Origin of the sequence: Thermococcus celer Vu 13 = JCM 8558 (genome assembly GCF_002214365.1) — an archaeon.
GTDB classification, from domain to species: Archaea; Methanobacteriota_B; Thermococci; order Thermococcales; family Thermococcaceae; genus Thermococcus; species Thermococcus celer.
On record NZ_CP014854.1, the window covers coordinates 1493439 to 1511296 of the forward strand.

Annotated in this window: 15 protein-coding genes; 7 read left to right on the forward strand and 8 right to left on the reverse strand. The window is 56.3% G+C overall.

Annotation, left to right across the window (positions count from 1 at the left end):
• Nucleotides 1-3: 3 nt before the first annotated feature.
• The 4 genes from A3L02_RS08185 to A3L02_RS08200 form a co-directional block, all read right to left on the reverse strand.
• Nucleotides 4-1254, reverse strand: coding sequence for an ABC transporter permease subunit (locus tag A3L02_RS08185; protein WP_088863451.1), 1251 nt, complete (start codon nucleotides 1252-1254; stop codon nucleotides 4-6).
• Nucleotides 1251-2150, reverse strand: a complete 900-nt coding sequence (locus tag A3L02_RS08190; RefSeq protein ID WP_088863452.1) for a carbohydrate ABC transporter permease — start codon at nucleotides 2148-2150, stop codon at nucleotides 1251-1253. Before A3L02_RS08190 ends, A3L02_RS08185 begins: the two co-directional genes overlap by 4 nt.
• A gap of 46 nt (nucleotides 2151-2196) precedes the next feature.
• On the reverse strand, nucleotides 2197-3546 hold the full coding sequence (locus A3L02_RS08195) for an extracellular solute-binding protein (RefSeq protein ID WP_088863453.1): 1350 nt from the start codon (nucleotides 3544-3546) through the stop codon (nucleotides 2197-2199).
• Between the two features lie 142 nt (nucleotides 3547-3688).
• Complete coding sequence (locus A3L02_RS08200; protein ID WP_088863454.1) at nucleotides 3689-5632, reverse strand: alpha amylase N-terminal ig-like domain-containing protein; 1944 nt, start codon at nucleotides 5630-5632, stop codon at nucleotides 3689-3691.
• A gap of 70 nt (nucleotides 5633-5702) precedes the next feature.
• Here A3L02_RS08200 and trmBL1 point away from each other — a divergent pair, with 70 nt between their 5' ends.
• Both trmBL1 and A3L02_RS08210 read left to right on the forward strand, forming a co-directional pair.
• Nucleotides 5703-6725, forward strand: coding sequence for an HTH-type sugar sensing transcriptional regulator TrmBL1 (gene trmBL1, locus A3L02_RS08205; protein WP_088863455.1), 1023 nt, complete (start codon nucleotides 5703-5705; stop codon nucleotides 6723-6725).
• Nucleotides 6726-6794: 69 nt separating this feature from the next.
• Nucleotides 6795-8147: a glycogen synthase gene (locus A3L02_RS08210; RefSeq protein ID WP_088863456.1), complete on the forward strand. Its 1353-nt coding sequence runs from the start codon at nucleotides 6795-6797 to the stop codon at nucleotides 8145-8147.
• Here the strand turns inward: A3L02_RS08210 and A3L02_RS08215 are convergent.
• On the reverse strand, nucleotides 8144-8506 hold the full coding sequence (locus A3L02_RS08215; RefSeq protein ID WP_088863865.1) for a ribonuclease P protein component 2: 363 nt from the start codon (nucleotides 8504-8506) through the stop codon (nucleotides 8144-8146). The two genes, A3L02_RS08210 and A3L02_RS08215, sit on opposite strands and share 4 nt — an antisense overlap.
• Nucleotides 8507-8576: 70 nt before the next feature.
• Here A3L02_RS08215 and A3L02_RS08220 point away from each other — a divergent pair, with 70 nt between their 5' ends.
• On the forward strand, nucleotides 8577-9662 hold the full coding sequence (locus A3L02_RS08220) for a radical SAM protein (protein ID WP_088863457.1): 1086 nt from the start codon (nucleotides 8577-8579) through the stop codon (nucleotides 9660-9662).
• 340 nt (nucleotides 9663-10002) lie between these two features.
• Here the strand turns inward: A3L02_RS08220 and A3L02_RS08225 are convergent, their stop codons facing one another.
• The gene (locus A3L02_RS08225) at nucleotides 10003-11055 is read right to left on the reverse strand and encodes an AAA family ATPase (RefSeq protein ID WP_088863458.1); all 1053 of its coding nucleotides are present in this window, start codon (nucleotides 11053-11055) and stop codon (nucleotides 10003-10005) included.
• A 269-nt stretch (nucleotides 11056-11324) separates the two neighbouring features.
• Between A3L02_RS08225 and A3L02_RS08230 the strand changes: the two genes are divergently transcribed.
• A complete protein-coding gene (locus A3L02_RS08230; protein WP_088862374.1) occupies nucleotides 11325-12614 on the forward strand; it encodes an RNA-guided endonuclease InsQ/TnpB family protein in 1290 nt (429 codons plus the stop codon).
• Nucleotides 12615-12645: 31 nt separating this feature from the next.
• Here the strand turns inward: A3L02_RS08230 and A3L02_RS08235 are convergent, their stop codons facing one another.
• Nucleotides 12646-12867 carry a hypothetical protein gene (locus A3L02_RS08235; RefSeq protein WP_054834460.1) on the reverse strand — a complete coding sequence of 74 codons (222 nt, stop codon included), beginning with the start codon at nucleotides 12865-12867 and terminating at the stop codon, nucleotides 12646-12648.
• Nucleotides 12868-12924: 57 nt separating this feature from the next.
• Between A3L02_RS08235 and A3L02_RS08240 the strand changes: the two genes are divergently transcribed.
• The gene (locus tag A3L02_RS08240) at nucleotides 12925-13629 is read left to right on the forward strand and encodes an RAD55 family ATPase (protein ID WP_088863459.1); all 705 of its coding nucleotides are present in this window, start codon (nucleotides 12925-12927) and stop codon (nucleotides 13627-13629) included.
• Here A3L02_RS08240 and A3L02_RS08245 read toward each other — a convergent pair.
• On the reverse strand, nucleotides 13621-16221 hold the full coding sequence (locus tag A3L02_RS08245) for an ATP-dependent helicase (protein ID WP_088863460.1): 2601 nt from the start codon (nucleotides 16219-16221) through the stop codon (nucleotides 13621-13623). The two genes, A3L02_RS08240 and A3L02_RS08245, sit on opposite strands and share 9 nt — an antisense overlap.
• Nucleotides 16222-16311: 90 nt before the next feature.
• On the opposite strand from A3L02_RS08245, the gene A3L02_RS08250 reads away from it, so the two are divergent.
• Both A3L02_RS08250 and A3L02_RS08255 read left to right on the forward strand, forming a co-directional pair.
• Nucleotides 16312-16632, forward strand: a complete 321-nt coding sequence (locus A3L02_RS08250) for a hypothetical protein (RefSeq protein ID WP_088863461.1) — start codon at nucleotides 16312-16314, stop codon at nucleotides 16630-16632.
• A 97-nt stretch (nucleotides 16633-16729) separates the two neighbouring features.
• Nucleotides 16730-17779, forward strand: coding sequence for a glycosyltransferase (locus A3L02_RS08255; protein WP_088863462.1), 1050 nt, complete (start codon nucleotides 16730-16732; stop codon nucleotides 17777-17779).
• Nucleotides 17780-17858 lie beyond the last annotated feature (79 nt).

Here is a 17858-nt window from a genome sequence, read left to right on the forward strand (position 1 = left end):
ACCTCATTCCTTCAGGCCTCCGATGGTGAGGCCGCTTCTTATGTAGTTCTGGGCGAGCATGAACGCCACAAACACCGGCAGGGCGAAGAGCAAAGCCGCCGCTCCGAAGTAGCTCCAGTCAATACCCCTGCCGATGCCGCCCATGAGGGTGTATATCCAGACGGATAAGGGCTGGTTCTTCTCCGTCAGGAGAAGGCTCGCCAGTATGAACTCCGTCCACCCGCCTATGAAGGCGAATATCGCCACCGTGGCTATTCCCGGAAGTGCCATGGGGAGGAGCACGTACCTGATTATCTGGAGGTAACTGGCGCCGTCAACGAGCGCCGCCTCGTCGAAGTCAGGGCTGATGGAGTCGATGTACCCCTTGAGGAGCCATGTGTTGAAGGGGACGCTGCCCGCGGCGTAGATGAAGGACAGCACCGGCAGCTTATCGTAGAGGCCGAGCTTCACGAGCATACCGTAGAGTGCTATCAACCCGGCTATCCCCAGACCACCCGCAACCTGCGTGAACATCAGGTAGAAGTACAGCACGTGCTCCCTGCCGAAGAACTTCATGCGTGAGAAGGCGTACGCCGCTGGAACCACGAAGAACAGCGCGAGGAGCACCGTCAACGTGGCCAGTATGAGGCTGTTCTTGAGGTAGCCGAAGAAAACCGAGTTGACGAATTTTCCCACGCGGGTAAAGGTGACCTCTCCTGAGTTCCTGATGAGGATGTAGTTCCTGCCGGTGGGCCCCTCGGTTAGGTTTCCCCTGGCCGGGTCGCTTAACTCAAGGTTCCTGACGATTCCGAAGCCTATGCTTCCGTCCTCGTTGATCCTCGTGAGCACAAACAGGCCCCTAACTTTTCCGCTGAACTTTTGGTTCACGGTCGTGCCCGAGCCGACCTCGAACACCGCCTTTGACACTGGTACCTCGAACTTCAGCCCCGTGAAGGGCCCGTACTTAACCTTGCCGATAAGTTTACCGTTTGTAACGTAGAGCTTCCCGTTCTGAATTTGAGCTGTGCCCTCAATGGTCCCCGTGAAGTTCTCGCTTATCTCGCTACCCCTGAAGCCGAAGAGGACTTCCCTGTACGAGTCGAGGCTGGCGTTGTGGGGTATCAGCTCGAGCTTCGTCGTCGCGAGCGTGGAGCCGGGCGTCACTGAGACGATGAAGATGTAGTAGACGGGGAAGAGTATTATGAACATTACAAAGATGGCCAGTGCCGTGAGCACGAGGCTCCTCAGAGCCTCCCTCTTCCTTACGCCCATCATCCCTTGGCACCCTCCTGGAGTCTGGTTATCTTAACGTTGACGTACATGTACACGGCCAGAACGAGGGTCGCTATTATCATGACCGCCGCTGCCCTGCCGTAGTGCGGCGTGGCCCCGAAGGCTTTTCTGAATCCGTAGAGCAGTATGAACTTGTCCTCGAAGAGGCCCGCGTTGTAGATGTAGGGCACCATGAAGTACTGGAAGCTGGCCGCGCTTGTCAGTATCGTGGCAAAGGCTATCGGTTTTCCGACTATCGGAAGAACCACGTGCCTTATCCTCTGCCAGTAGTTGGCGCCGTCTATTATCGCCGCCTCGACCAGCGTATCGGGAACCGACTGGAGCGCGGCGGTTATGACGGTTATCATGAAGGGGTAGGCGAGCCAGACCTCGATTATGTTGAGCGCTACGAAGGCCCAGGTGGGGTCGTTAATCCAGTTGGGAAGCGTGTGGACCCCCAGGGATTTGAGCACATGGTTCACGGGTCCAAAAATCGGGTCGAACATGAACCTCCACACCGTGACGGAGAAGAGCAACGGCAGGGCCCAGGGGATTATCAGGAGAGAGCGATAAATCATCTTGCCCTTCACGTATCTGCTGTTGTAGAGCAGGCTGAGGAAGATTCCGGCCAGAACCTTGAGGGTAACGCTCGTCACCACGAACACCCACGTCCAGAGGAACGCGCTTCGGAACTTGGAGTCGCTGAGTATCCATCTGAAGTTCTCCAGCCCCACGAAGGTCAGCTTGGGTGCCTGCGGTGCCTGAACCGGGAAGTTCCCGAGCTGGGCGTTGGTGAAGGCCAGGTAGATTGAGTACACTATCGGCCACAGGTTGAAGAAGAGGAACGCTGCCATGCCCGGGAGGATTAGGAACAGGGCGATTGTTGTGGTCTTCTTCATTCCGATCCCTCCGTGCTGTGCTGGTATCAAAAATAGAGGAAAAAGGTCAGCCGTTGATGTTGCTCAGAATCTCCTGCTGGTGCTGCTTGAGTATGGCCGGGATGTCCGCGTTGGCCGGGTCCTTGAGTATGTCGTTGATGGCCCCGTCAACACCGCCCCAGACGGCGCTCATCTTCGGGCTCTTGGGCATCAGGTACATGTGCTGGACCGCCTGTGCGAAGCCGTAGATGACGGGGTCATTCTGTATGTCCGGGTCGTTGAGAACGGGCGTGAAAACGGGGATATACCCGAGCTTGAGCGAGAGCTCCTTGACGGCGTCCGGGGAGGTGGTGAACCACTTGACGAACTTCCAGGCGGCCTCCTTGTTCTTTATTCCGGCGGCGAAGTAGATGTCCTTGACGCCACCGTAGGGCCTCGGCCAGTACTCCTTCCCGTCCTTGGTTATGGGCGGGAGCGGAGCGATGCCGAAGTTGATGTTTGCCTTCTTGACGTCGGCTATGCTCCAGGGCCCGTTGATCATCATCGGAGCCCTCTTCTCGAGGAAGATGCTCTGCTGGGTGTTGTAGTCAGCTGTTGGAGCCATGTACGGCCAGATGTTCTGGAAGAAGAACTCAAAACCTTCTATGGTCTTCGGGTCGTCGAGCCCTGGCTTTTCCGTCTCGTCGTCGAAATAGTAGCCGCCGAAGGCCTGGGCCCAGGCGGAGATGAAGTAGGCGTTAACCGGATACGCTATCCCGTACTTCTCGTTGTCCGGGTCGTTGTACTTCTCCATTATGGCCTTCATCTCGTCGAAGGTCTTGGGGGGTTCCTTCACCATGTCCTTGTTGTAGATTATCGCGACGGTCTCGGCCGCGAAGGGCATCGCGTAGAAGTGCCCCTTGTACTGTATGGCCTCCTGGGCGGCGGGGGCGAACTGGTCGAGGATGTCCTTGGTGACGTAGTTGTCGATGGGCTCGAGGAGTCCGGCCTCTGCGAACTTCCCTATCCAGTCGTGGGCCCAGATGAAGAGGTCCGGTCCCTGGCCGGCCGGAATGGCCGCCTTGAGGGCGTCCTCGAGGTTGGGCTTCTGCTCAAAGACTATCTCCACGTCCGGGCACATGGCCATGTACTCCTCGGCGAGGCTCTGGAAGACCTCGAGCTCGTTGGGCTGCATGGCGTGCCAGATCACAACCTTTCCACTACCGCACTCCGTCTCCGGAGTGGTCGTTGTCTGGGTGGGGCTCGGTGAGCTGGTGGTCGTCTCACTCGGAGAGCTAACCGTCGAGCTCGACGGGCTCGGAGAGCTGGTCGCCGGACTCGAGGAACTCGTGGTTCCTCCGCCGCCGATACAGCCGCTGGCCACTACGCTTGCAACCAAAACTCCAACCAAAAGCAGGGCAAACAATCCCTTCTTCATTGCTTTATCACCCGCCTGAATTTTGGGTGTTATAGTATCATCGTGAGTGATATATATACCTTGCGCTTCTATGTCCAGCCATATAGGCCATGCACATCCAGTGGGATTGTGAACATCATGGGACGTCGATGAAAAAATGGACTCATCCCTCAAGAACCGCGAAAGACCACGGTTCCAGTTCCAGCGTACCCCCTGAGAGATACCTCCAGGGGATGTTTACGCGTCTCCGCTCCCCCGAATAGTTTATCCCGACGAGAACGCCCTCATCGCCGTAAACCCTCTCGTAGAGGAGGAGACCGTCCTCGAAGGACAGCGGTATGAACTCCCCCCTCTGGAGCGCCCGGCTTTTCCGCCTGAGCCTCACGAGCTCTTCCGTGGCCTTCAGGACGTCTCGATTCCATTTCTCATCATCCCATTCCATCGGCGTCCTCCCGGAGCTCATTCCCCCTCCCGTGCTTCCCCTCAGTCCAATCTCGTCCCCGTAGAAAATCGCGGGAATCCCCCTGTAGGTCATGAGGAACGCCAGCGCGCAGAGGTACTTCTCCTCGTCTCCCACCAGGTCTATGAAGCGCTCGGTGTCGTGGTTGTCGAGGAAGTTGTACATGACGTACTCGGTCGGGCCGTAATGGGTGCTCAGGAGTTCCAGGCCATTCAGGAATTCCCCCGAGTCGATGCTACCCTCAACGAAGAACCTCAGGATGAGGTCGTAGAGCGGGTAGTTCATGGTGCCGTGGAAGACGTCGAACAGCCATGGCCTCGCGTCGTCCATGACCTCTCCAAAGAGGTATGCCTCTCCGGGCAGGGATTCCTTTACCTCCCTCCAGAGCCCCGGTGGAACGCCGTGGGCGACGTCCAGACGCCAGCCGTCCGCCCCCTTCTCGAGCCAGTGCCTCATCACGCCCCCTATGAAGCGTCTCACCTCCGGGTTGTCGTGGTTCAGCCTCGGCATCAGCCAGACGGAGTAAAAGCTCTCGTAGTTCCAGTCCAGCTTCTTTAGTTTGATGTACTTCTCGGTCAGGGGAAGGCCTGAGTTCAGGATCTCCATGAACTCCCGGGAAACTACCGGAAAGCCGGTTATCCTGTAGAATCCCTTGTACTCGCTCTCCTCACCTTTTTTGACCACGTCCTGGAAGTAGGGGTGAAAGAAGCTCGTGTGGTGGAAAACCCCGTCGAGGACGAGCCTGATTCCCCTCTTCCTGAGCTCCCCGATGAGCTTCACGAAGGCGGCCTCTCCACCGAGCCTTTCATCGACCCTGAAGTAATCGGTGATATCGTAGCGGTGGTAGGTCATGGACGCGAATATCGGGGTGAGGTAGAGGGCGTTTATCCCGAGGTTCTCAAGGTGGTCGAGTTTTTCTATGATTCCCCACAGGTCGCCCCCGTGGAAGTTGCCCCCGGGGATCGTGTTCTCCTCCTTTGGACCGTGCCCCCTCCTGAACCTGTCGGGCATTATCTGGTAGAAAACCCTCCCGAAAACCCAGTCGGGGGCCTCGAGCTTATACGGGCGGGCGTTGAAGGGCCCGTATTCGATGGTTCCTCCCTCCGATTCCACGAGGAATGAGTACCTGACGGGCCCATCGCCCGGGAGAAACCCCTCGAAGTACTCGAAGAACTCATCGCGGGCCTTGAGCCTCATCTCAATTTCCCTGTCCTCGGTTCGTAAAACGGCCCCCCGGGCTTTTCCCCTCCTCACCCGGAGGATTACGTGGGTTCTCCCCCAAAGGGAATAGAGGTAGGTGGCGCTCGGCCCGTGGAAGAAGTCCCCGTCCCCGATTATCCTCGCCACGCTGACCTTCCTCTCGAACCTGTAGGATGGCCTCCTGTAAACCCTCTTCTCGGGGTTCTCCGGGTCGGTGAGGAACTCCCCGTCCACCGAGAAGCCGTAGTACCAGAGCCCCTCCGGTAGCTCCAGCCTTACGCTCCACCTTCGCCCTTCCATCATCATCCGAAAGCTTCCCTCGTTGAACGCGTTGAAATTTCCGAGAAGGTACGCGTACCCCTCTTCTGAGCCAGCGGGAATCGAGAACTCCACCTCGGCTACCCTTCCAAACCTTCCATCATCCCTGAATCCGAAAATTTTATACATTCCCCTCACCCAGTATCACCATCGATGAATAAACCCTTGCGAGTGAAGTTAAAAGTTTGGAGGTCCCGGTATGAAAGAAGATGAGATAATCGAGAAGCTCCAGAAGCTTGGATTAACGAAGTACGAGAGCCTGGCTTACATAACCCTCCTTAAGCTCGGCCCCAGCAAGGCCACCGAGGTGACCAAGGAGAGCGGAATCCCTCACACAAGGGTTTACGACGTTCTGAGCTCCCTCCACAGGAAGGGGTTCGTGGATGTCATGCAGGGCTCCCCGAGGCTGTACAAACCGGTCAACCCCGAGGTGGTTCTCGAGAAGATAAAGGAGGACTTCATAGAGGACATCGAGAACCTCAAGGTCGCTTTCCTCGACCTCTACCGCGAGGTCCACGGGGAAGATTTACCTGAGATCTGGACGATTCAGGGCTTCGACAACACCGTTGAGCGCGCGGAGTACGTCATAAGAACGGCCAAGCACGAGGTTCTCATAAACACACCCTTTGAGTTCCTCGGGCTCATCAAGAACGAAATCCGCTCCCGGAAGGACATAATCTTCGTCATAATAAGCAACTTCGAGGAGGTACCGAACTGGTTAAAGGGGGACAACGTGATCCTCGCCAGGACGGGAGGTGCCCCGTGGCTGATGGCCAGCTGGATAATCGGTGACCTCAACTACGCCCTCTTCTTCGGTGCCCTCCCCAAGGATAAGAGGCGCGAGAAGTTCTACTCCTTCTGGGCCAAGAGCCCGAAGATAATCCAGAACTACATGCACTGGTTCTACACCATCTACTTCGACAACAGCGAACTCATCAAGCCGCTGAACTACGGATCCCTGCCGAAGCCCCTCTCGCTCGTGAACATCAGGACGCTGATAACGGTTCTGAAGTTCACCGAACTCCCCCGGAAGGCGGAGATAGCCGGCAGGCTCGTGGACACCAAGGAGCCGGTAACCCTCGACGGGGAGATAGTCTCCTACGAGTACACTCCGCTGACGGCCAACGTAACCGTCCGGGCCGGCGGAAGGGAGTGGAAGGTGGGCGGCATCGGAAGCTATTTCGAGGACGTGGAGGGGGAGAAGTTCATCCTCCTCGGGTGACCCTTTCTTTTCTCAACGATTAACCAATTTGAGGGTTTGTGTTAATGCCAAAGACGTGGAGGGATGGGGATGAAGGTTCTTATAGTTGGCTTTGAGTACCTCCCGGTCAAGGTGGGCGGCCTCGCCGAGGCGATTACGAGCATAGCGGAGGGGCTGAAAAAACTCGGAAACGACGTCGTCGTCTTCACGCCGGACCACGGGCGGGAACTCGGTGAGGTCGTGGACTCCTTCAGGGTTTCGGCCTTCGGTGAGTCAGTTCCCGTAACCGTCAGGAAGCGCGAGGAGAACGGCGTTACCGTTTACTCCCTTGGAGGGGGGCTCCTCAGCGAGCCGGACGTCTACGGTCCGGGCTGGGACGGCCTGCTCAGGAAGACCGTTCTCTTCGGTAAGGCCAGCGTCGGGCTCATGAACGGGCTCATCGGGGAGTTTAAACCAGACGTCGTCCACGCCCACGACTGGCACACCGTCTTCGCCCTCGGACTCCTGAAGAAGTACTTCGGGATGAGGAGCGTTTTCACGGTCCACCGGCTCAACAAGGCGAGGATCCCGGCGGGCTACTTCCAGGAGGCGAACCTCGGCGAGCTGGCCCCCTACCCCGAGATAGACCCGGAGCACACGGCAGGCTACGTGGCCGACGCCGTAACGACCGTGAGCAGGAGCTATCTGTGGGAGGAGTGGGATTTCTTCGGGAACTTCGACGGCAAGGTCACGCACGTCTTCAACGGCATAGACTGCTCCTTCTGGAACGAGGAGCTCATGGAGACGAAGGACCTCCCAAGGGAAGAAAGGAGGAGGCTCGTCCTGAAGCGTTTCGGCCTGAGCGATGGAAAGGCCTTTATGTTCATAGGGCGCTTCGACAGGGCCCAGAAAGGCGTTGACACGCTCCTGCGGGCAATTGAAATCCTCTCCTCCGATCCTGCCTTCAAGGGCATGAGGTTCATCGTAATCGGCAAGGGCGATCCCGAGCTGGAGCGCTGGGCCAGGGCCGTGGAAAACCGCTTCCCCGAGAACGTCAGGGTAATAACCGAACTACTGAGCAGGGAGACCGTAAGGGAGCTCTACGGGTCGGTTGATTTCGTGGTTATCCCCTCCTACTTCGAGCCCTTCGGCCTGGTCCAGCTGGAGGCCATGTGCCTCGGCGCGGTACCCATAGGGAGCTCGGTCGGCGGGATAAAGGACACCATAGTGGACCTGAACTCGAACCCGGAGGGGGCGACGGGCCTGCTCGTTCCGCCGCGGGACGCCTTCGCGCTGGCCGAGGCTATGATCCGCGCGATGGAACTGGACGATGGTACCCTGGAGAGGCTCAGGAGGAACGGGAAGAAACGGGGAAGGGAGGACTTCACCTGGGAGAACGCCTGCAGGAGGTACGTGAGGGTTTACGAGGGGACCGTTGATAAGGCCGTCCCCTTCCTGCGCTAACGCCAGCCGTACTCCGTCAGAAATTTCTTTTTCAGCCTTTTCATCGTTCCGGAAACTCCGAGGGTCCTGAAGATGGCCCTCGAACCGTTTATATCAGTTACGAGGGTTAGGGCGAGGCGGAACTCCTCAACGTGTTTCCTGTCGACCCTGACGATTCCGGTCCCGCTCTTCTCGTCAAACTTTATGAACCAGGGTTTTGCCCTCGCCGAGCCGAGGACGCCGAGGGTGGAGAGGCTCGCCTCCCAGATGGCCCTCTTCACCTCGTCCTTCCTGAAGGGCCTCTCCCCTATGACCTGGAAGGCGATGTAGCGGTGCTTGTCCCTCAAAGTGGGGGGCGGGTACTTGGGCTTCTCCCTCATGGGCATCGCACAACTTTGCCCGCCAACCTTTTTAAGCCCTCCCGTTCGGTTATGGTTGCGAGGTGAGTCGATGGTACGGGAGACGCCCTACTTTTCGTACGCCGTTGGAGAGCTCCCGCGGGGCTGTCAACTCTGCGTTAGGGGCGAGAAGCTCGTCCTCTTCACGACGGGGGCCTGCCCGAGGGACTGCTTTTACTGCCCCCTGAGCGAGAAAAGAAAGGGAGACGTCGTTTACGCCAATGAGAGGCCCGTGAAGACGGTCGATGAAGCCATAGAGGAAGCTAAGATCCAGGAAGCTAAGGGCGCGGGCGTTACCGGCGGCGACCCGCTTGCGAGACTGGATAGAACCGCTGAATACATCCGCGCTCTCAAGGAGGCCTTCGGCGAGGGATTTCACGTTCATCTCTACACAACCGGGGCCCTCGCGACAAAAAAGGCCCTCGAGAGGCTCTACGATGCGGGTCTGGACGAGATAAGGTTCCATCCCGATCTCTTCAACCCGAACTCAAGGCTCTTCGAGGTCGAGATCAGGAACATACGCAACGCCTTCGACTTCGACTGGGACGTCGGTGGAGAGATTCCCTCGATTCCGGGCCAGTTCGAGAGGATGAAATGGTACGCGGAGTTCCTCGATAAGCTTGGCGCTAAGTTCCTGAACGTGAACGAACTCGAGTTCAGCGAGACGAACCTGAGGGCCCTCATCGATCGGGGATACAAACCGATAAGCAACGAGAGCGCGGCGATAACGGGTTCTCTCGAGCTCGGCCTCAAACTCCTCGAGTGGGGCGGGGAGAACACCTCCCTGAGCTACCACCTATGCACCGCGAAGCTGAAGGACGCGGTCCAGCTCAGGAACAGGCTCAGGAGGATGGCTAAGAACGTGGCCAGGCCCTACATGGAGGTGACGGAGGAGGGAACCCTTCGCTTCGGTATAGCCGAGTACGACGACCTCGATGAGCTCTACACGCTCCTCGTTGAGGGGGCTGAGGTTCCGGAGGAGTGGCTCTACGTGAACCGCGAGAGGGGCAGGGTGGAGATGCCTGAGGGGGTTGCGGTGGAGCTCGCCGACGCCATCGAGGGGGACGTGAGGTTCTTCATCGTCGAGGAGTACCCGACCTTCGACCGGCTCGAGGTGGAGAGGGTTCCGCTGCCGTGATTTTTGGAAGGACAGGAAGCTGGCCGCTCTCGTTTTCCGGAGCGTCTTGGTGGGTGGAGTACGCGCCGTACGCGGGGATGGCTCATCTACCTCGTTCTGCTCTTCGCCTTCGGGGACTGCCTCAGCGGCGGCGAGGGGCTTTCCCGGGCGCTCCAGCTGGAGACGGCCCTTCCTGCTGGTTACGAGTTTTATGCTTTACGGCACGAAAAGGGGAGTCCTTTCAGATGAGTCCTACGGGGTTGTTGGATGGGCCTGGCTTGCTGTGATATTCCTGACCGTGATACGTGGGTTCAGTCGAGACGGACGGAGGGTCGATCAGTAAGCCGCGATCATCCTGACGCTAACGCCCGAGGATCATCGATACGATGGGATCGACGAGGCTATATCTACCGTGCTCTTCCTCAACCCAGCCCATCTTCTTGAGGTTCTTCAAAAGCTCGTGGAGCCTCGGTTCCGGGGTTCTGTGTCCCTTGACGGCCAGGTAATCCCTTATGAGGCTCCATCTGTTGTAACCCAGAGCTATGGCCTGGAGGATCATCCCGTACCTCGGACTCCTGCGCTCCAGTTCCTTTAACTCCCCGGATATCATACCCCTGGCCACTTCAAGGGTTTTCGCCACGGCTTTTTCAAGGTTCCGTTCCCTGATGTACTCGATTCCGAATATCACGAGCCATCCGGGTATGCCGTCGAGGGTTTCGACGGCCTTCTCTATCTCATCCTCAGGAACCTCGATTCCAACTTCCTCAAATCCTTTTTTCAGGAATCCAACGGAGGTGTCCCTATCGAAGGGCTTTACGTAGACCTCTCCCGCCATCCTTCCGTACAGCGGGCTCTCGTAGTTGCCGACGTCCAGAAAATCGTGGAGCAGTCCCACCTCCGAGCCCGTTAGAACGATCCTCAGGCTGGGGAGGTCGTCGTAGGCGTGGGCGAAGAGGGCGAGCAACTCCCTTCCACCCCTTGAACCGTAGAACCTCAGGTACTGGGCCTCGTCAAAGGCCAGGATGAATCCTCCAGTTTCACTTCCGGCCTCGTTTAGTTCCCTGAAGACTTCACGCAGTGAAACTTCCCTCGGCTCGAGCTTTAGGAACTTCAGGTCGATGTTTATTTTGAACTTTGAGAGAACCCTGGAAAGATAGAGTCCTTTGGATTGTAGTTCCCGGATCAAATCCTCCCTGGTTATATGGCCCCTCTCACCGTAGAGCTCCCGGCAGTCCACCACGATTCCTGGCTTACCATTGAGGTATGCCCTCAAAATCGAACTCTTTCCCACGCGCCTTATCCCCAGAAGCAGGGTTATCGGATAGGTCTTAACGCTCTCCTCAAGCTCCCTGAACTCCCCCTCCCGATCAAAGATATCCTCCCTTCTGCTCTTCGGCCTCAGATCGAACAGCACTTACGCCACCGTAAGTAACTTACGGGGGCATAAGTTATAAGTGTTTCGGGAGAAACATTCATTACCCGCTGAAGTTAATCTTCATGGTGAAGACGCGGGGGCAGAAAACTTTACAAGTTTCATTGTGTATCGTTGTGTGTAGGTGTGTGCCATGGAGAGAATGCTCACTCCAAGACAAGTCGCTGAAGTTCTTGGTGTTAGTTTCATAACAATCAAGATGGATTTATTCTGGTAAAATAAAGACAGTTATTGAAAGAGGTTGAAGCTGAATGAGGGTTACGAAGACCGTTGTTTTGAAGTCTGAAAGGCTTCCGAAAAAGGTTTCCAAAATATTCGTCGAGCTTGAGGGAATGTATCGAGAAATGCTCCTTCAGACTGTCCTGTTTGCAGTTCAGAATGAAACAACCTCTTTTGTAAAGCTGAAGGCTGAAAAATACAGATTTTTGAGAGAGTTTTATCCACAACTTCCCTCTCACTATGCATACACGGTCTGCCAAGATTCAGCCTTGAGGGCAAAAAGCTTTCTGAAGAGGAAGAGGAAAGGCCTCGCCGAGAAGGTGTATCCAGAAGTCAGGAATGTTTCAATATGGCTTGATGACCACCTGTGGCGTGCTGGACTAACTGTCATAAAGATAACCACGCACAAGGGCTGGATTGAGGTTGGTCTTGAGGCGCACAAGCATTATTGGAAGACAGTGAATTCGGGCTGGAAACTGGCCTCTCAAGCGAGAATAAAGCCTGACAAAAAAGAGAGGAGGCTGATTATTTACCTAACCTTTTTCAAGGATGTTGAGCAGTATAAGGCAAAATCGTGGATTTCTGTTGATGTGAATGAGGACAACGTTACCGCACTCGTTGATTTCACGCCAGTGATTTTTGAGACTGGACAGAAGAAAATCACTCTCGGGTATTATTACAGGAGGAAAAGGGTTCAGAAGAAGTGGGATAAAAAGCTTGGCTCAAGAAATGAAAAGAAGAGGAAGATTTTGAGAAAGCTTCGTGAGAAGGATAAAAAGAGGGACGTTCGCCTCAAGCTTGCGAAAATAATTGTCAAAGAGGCAAAAAAGAGAAATGCTGGAATAATCTTGGAGAAGCTTCCGAAGAACGTTCCAAGGAGGATGTTGGAGAGGGTTGGTGATAAACAGCTTCGGCACAGGATTTATCAGTCAGCATTCTTGGGGGTACAGAAGGCTATTGAGGAGAAGGCAAGAGAGTATGGTGTTCCTGTGATAAGAGTGAATCCGAAGAACACTTCAAGAATTTGTCCTGTTCACAATGCTGTTGTGGAGTACGAGGATGGTCGGTTTGGGGTTTGCTCTGCTGGTGGTGAGGTTTGGCATCGTGATGTTCTTGCTGTCTGGAATTTGTATTTGAGGGCCCTTCAGGGTGATGGGAGCTCTGCTCTAAGCTCTGGGGGGTTTTTCGTGGATGGGAGGCTCGTGCCGTTAGCCTCGACCGCCACCAGTGAAGCCATCTGGATTGAGAAATCCAGATGGTTGAGGTGGAACTCCTTACCGCCGACGCAAAGTGATACACTCTCACACAAAATGAAGCGGTAGGGAGAAACGGGTAAGACTTCAAAATGGAAGATCAGTGCAGGATGATATCCGCCTTGTTGAGTTCTATCTCGATCCCGTACTCTTTGGAGACCTCGTTAACCACGGAGTCGACGATGTCCAGGATCCTGTTGCGCAGGTCGTCATCCGAAACCCTCATGTACATCGGCGCCCTCAGCCTCTCGAAGCTGGCCCTCAGGTTAACCTTTACCGTCGAGCCGTCCAGTTTGTAGCTCAGCCGGGAAGCCTCGTTCAAGAACGCTCGAAAAGTTCTTATATGGGAAGGGTAAAGTGACAGTATAGGGGTTACACCATGAACGGCAAAAGGATCTCAACGGGCATCAGGGGACTCGACCTTATGCTTAGGGGTGGGTTGATACCGGGGAGAACGTACCTCGTGAAGGGTGCCCCCGGAACCGGCAAGACGACCCTCGCGGTGCACTTCGCCATGGCGGGGGTGGCCAACGGCGAGGACGTCCTCTACGTGACCCTCGAGGAACCAGCCGATAACATTAGAGCTGACATGACCAAGATGGGTTTTAACCTCAACGACAGCAGGTTCACCTTGATAGACGCCACCCCAACGTCGGAGCGCTACGTCCTCGTCGAGGACTTCTTCGAATCGTTCGCGGGTAGTATGGAGAAGATGACCCAGGCGATAAAGGAGAAGCTCAGGGAGAGGCGTTACACCCGCATCGTCCTTGATCCGATAACCATGCTCAAGTTCACCTCACCAGAGGAGATAGAGTACCGGAGGGCCTTTCTCAGTTTCGTGAAGAGCATGGGCAAAATGGGGGCAACGGTTCTGATGACCTCGGAGTTCCAGAGAACGGACATCGAGGAGTACCTCGTCAGCGGTGTCATAGAGCTGAAGATGTTCGACATCCAGGGGACGCTCTACCGCGGGCTGAAGATCCTGAAGTTCAGGGGGAGTGGTTTCGACCACAGCATGAGGCCCTACAAGATAACGAGCAGGGGAATGGTGGTTTACCACGACCGCGTCATCTCGCTACCCTGACGCTTCTATCATCGCCATTATCTTCCTGTGAAGCCGTTTTATCATCTCCCGCCTGTCCTCCATCAGAACGACGTCGCTCGAGCCTATCGCCTCGAGGTTGAAGGCGAATGGACTCGGGAGTTCGTTGTGTTCCACGATGACCTTTAGCCTGCCCTCCCTCACCCAGCTCAGGAAGAGCTCCGCGTTCTCAACGTCCATCTTGTCCTCCATTATCTCCCTGTAAACCTCCTTCAGGAGTGGGAAGTCGGGGTAGTTCTCTCTGAGAACCTTCAGCAGGGCAACGGCCATCACCTGCTGTCTGCCGAGCCTCTTCTTCCTTCCTACGTACCTCCTGAGGATGAGCAGTCCGCGGTTGGCGACGTGCCTGAAGCGCCTCTTGAGGAGTTCCGTGTTTTCGAGGGCGTTCTTCAGAACCCCCCTGAGGTCTTCCACCCGGAAAAGCTCGAGGATCTCCTCCTCGCTCAGCCTCACCTCCGGCGGAAGGAGGAGCGCAAAGCCGTTGTCGTTTATCGCTATGCCTACGTTGGTCCCCTTCCTCTTGCTCACAAGGTAGGCGAAGGCCCTGCTCAGGGCGTCGTTGGCCCTCCTCCCAATGAGGGTGTGGAAGAAGTAACGGTTGCGCTTCTCGCCGGGAACCTCCTCAACGAGGACGGTCTCATCATCGGGGACAGTCGAATACCGCGACTGCTCGCGGAAGTAAGCTAAGATGGCCCTCGAGGCCCTCTCGTCTATCCCGTACTTCCTCATCAGGAACCCCTTTGCGCGGCGGTTATCCAAAAGCCCCGCCACCTCCCTCCTGAAGCGCTGGATGTCGAGAGCTAAGTCAAAGCTCAGGGGCAGCATCTCCGAGAACCAGGCCGGAATCGTCGGCCTCGCCCCCTCGCGCGGGATCACGTATATCTTGTTCCCTCTGCTCTTGACGAACTCGTAGGTTCTCCCGGCCAAAACGAAGATATCCCCGGGCATCAGCCTCTCGGCGAACTCCTCCTCGACCGTTCCAATCATCTGCTTGTCCATCGTGTAAACCCTGATCTTCGCTTCGTCTGGAATCGTGCCCGCGTTCATGTAGTAGATGACCCTCGTCATCCTGCCGCGCCTTCCGAATTTACCGTCCTCGAGCCATACCTTGGCGTAAACCTTCCTCTCCTCGAGGCCGGCGTACTCCCCGGCCAGATAGCGGAGGACGCTCATGAAGTCCTCGAATGGAAGGTCGCGGTAAGGATAGGCGCGCCTCACGAGTTTATACGCTTCCTCAACGTCCCAGACCCGGTTGAGCGCCATCCCGAGGAGGTGCTGGACGAGAACGTCGAGGGGGTTCTTCGGGATCCTTATCCTGTCGAGCCTCCGGTTCCTCGCGTTGTGGGCCAGAACGGTGACCTCGACGAGGTCGTCGCGGTCGAGGGCGAGGATTATCCCTTTACTCACGTCGTGGAGCCTGTGGCCGGCCCTCCCTATCCTCTGCAACGCCCTGTTGACGCTCTTCGGGGAACCGATAAGAATAACCAAATCTATTGTACCAATATCAATTCCTAACTCTAAACTCGTTGAACTGACAACCGCCCTGAGCTCCCCTCTCTTCAGCTTCTCCTCGACGTCCAGACGAACTTCCCGCGAGAGGCTCGAGTGGTGGGCCTCTATCAACCCATCAAACTCGGGGTAGCGTTTCTTCAGATTATAGGCGACCCTCTCGGCGCCGCTCCTCGTGTTCGTAAAGATGAGCGTCGTCCTGTGCCCCCTTATGTGCTCCGCCAGGCGTTTGTAGAGGGCGTTGCTCAGGGTCCCTGCGTCCGTGTAGATCAAATCCTCGACGACGCTTTCCACCTTTATCTCCGTCTCCTTGGCGAAGCTGACGTCAACGATTAAGCCCGGCCTCGGCTTCCCATCGTCGTCGAAGCCGAAGACGAACTTCGCCACTTCCTCGAGCGGGTGGATGGTCGCGCTCAGCCCTATCCTCACGAAGTCCTTATCGGCTAAAGCCGCGAGCCTCTCGACGCTCAGGGAAAGGTGAGTTCCCCGCTTGTTCTCGGCCAGCGCGTGAACCTCGTCGATGATGAGGTACCTGACCGTTTTGAGCCTCTCGCGGAACTTCGGGGCGTTCAGGGCTATGGCGAGGCTCTCCGGGGTCGTAATCAGTATGTGCGGTGGCTTCTTCAACATCCTGCTCTTCTGGTAGCTCGACGTGTCGCTCGTCCTTATCCCGACGCGGATCTCCGGGAGCTCGTAGCCGAGTTCCTTGGCCACCTCCTTTATCTCGCTCAACGGCCCCTCGAGGTTCCTCTTTATGTCGTTGTTGAGGGCCCTAAGCGGGGAGACGTAGAGCACGTAGATTTTATCCTCGAGCTTTCCGGCCTTTCCAAGGAGTATAAGCTCGTTTATGGCCGCGAGAAAAGCGGAGAGCGTTTTTCCGGAGCCTGTTGGCGAAGATATGAGGACGTTCTCGCCTTTGTGGATCTCAACCACTGCGTAGCGCTGGGGAGGGGTGAAGGTTCGAAACTTCCGCCTAAACCACTCCCTCACCGGCTCTTCGAGTATCGCGAGTATCTCCTCATCGGTGTACTCCCTGTCGGCGTACCTTATCCTTTCCTCACTCATCGACCGACCCTTTGATCTTGGATTTTTAAACTATTCGGTTACCCTAACAAACTTTTTAAGTCCCCGGGGAGAACTGAAATCGGTGGGAAAATGGGGTCCCTGGGGAGGGTCATCGAGGAGTTCAACAGGCTTCACGGGAGCGAGGCCCGGGCGAGGATACTGAAGGCGGATATGGATGAGGTTATCGTCGAGTTCTCGGGTTCGTTCTGTGCCACCTGCGGCCTCTACGACTACTTCGACGACGTAAAATGGGAGGCCATGGAGTTCGGCCTGAAGATGGAGCCCGTGGAGGTTCTGGAGGCCGAGGAAGACGATTTCGAGCACGGCCGCTACGTGGTGAGGTATAGACTGGGAAAGAGCCCGCAAGGAGGGGAGGCCTCCGAAGATAGAATGAAGTATGGCGAATATTAGATTTTGTGATTTTGTTGAGTGATTTCACGTTCCTGTTTGGTTCTTTTGACGGTGAACTTGCCGACACGATTAAAAATCTTCCCTCCGAGTGGGTTCCATGAACCCGCTCCTCCTTGGACTTTCCGTCGTCCTCCTCTGGGACGGGTACTTCTTCCTTAACTACATAATTAGCCTTTTCAGGAATTACCCAATTAGAGAATGGACACCCGCGGTCTCGGTGATAATCCCCGCGTACAACGAGGGGAAGCGGGTTATTGCGGCCGTAGAATCCGCCCTCGGGCAAGATTACCCCAGCCTCGAGGTCATAGTAGTCGACGACGGAAGCGATGACGACACGTTTGAGATGGCCTCCTCTGTGAAGGACCCCCGTCTGAAGGTTTACAGGAAAGAGCACGGGGGGAAGGCGAGGGCCCTGAACTTCGGCCTCTCGAAGTCCTCCGGCGAGATCGTGGTCACAACGGACGCCGACAGCTACCTCGAGCCCACCGCCATCAAAGAACTCGTGAGGCGCTTTCACTCCGATGAAGTCGCCGGGGTTGGGGGGCAGGTCCGGGTCCCGGGGAGTTCCTTCCTCGAGAGGGCCCAGGACGCCGAGCACCTGAGAATAGCCATGTTCCGCCGCGCCAAAGAGCTCGAGGATTTAAGCCTCGCTCCAGGTCCCATCGCGGCATTCCGCAGGGAAGCCCTCGATGGAATCGGCGGCTTCGTCGATGACCCCGTCGAGGACTACGCCACCACGAAGGCCGTTAAATCCCTCGGAAGGGTCGTCTACGCCCCGCGCGCAAGGGTCTGGACCGAGATGCCGAAGAGCTTAAGCGTTCTCTGGCGCCAGAGGAAGCGCTGGTTCCTCGGCGACCTGAAAAACCTTGGCGGGGGTTTTACGAAGGATCTAACCTTCCTTCTTCTGAGTGACCTGGTGGCGTTCCTCGACGTTGCCGTTCCTCCCCTTCTGCTCTTCGCTGGTAAGTTTGAGCTCTTCACCCTCTGGTGGTTATTCGAGGTCTTCACTATGCTCCTCCCGACCCTGATGGAGGGCGGGAGTCCAATAAACGCGCTCCTCTTTCCGCTCATCCTGTGGTTCTGGGCGGTCTTCTACCTCGCCCTCCACATCTACGGCTATTTCTCGGCCCTCCTTCGTAGGGTGTGAGCGGGAACGAAACCCTTTTAAATGCTCAACCCTGTGCTACATAGACTATATAGACTATTTGTCAACAAATAGAATATAG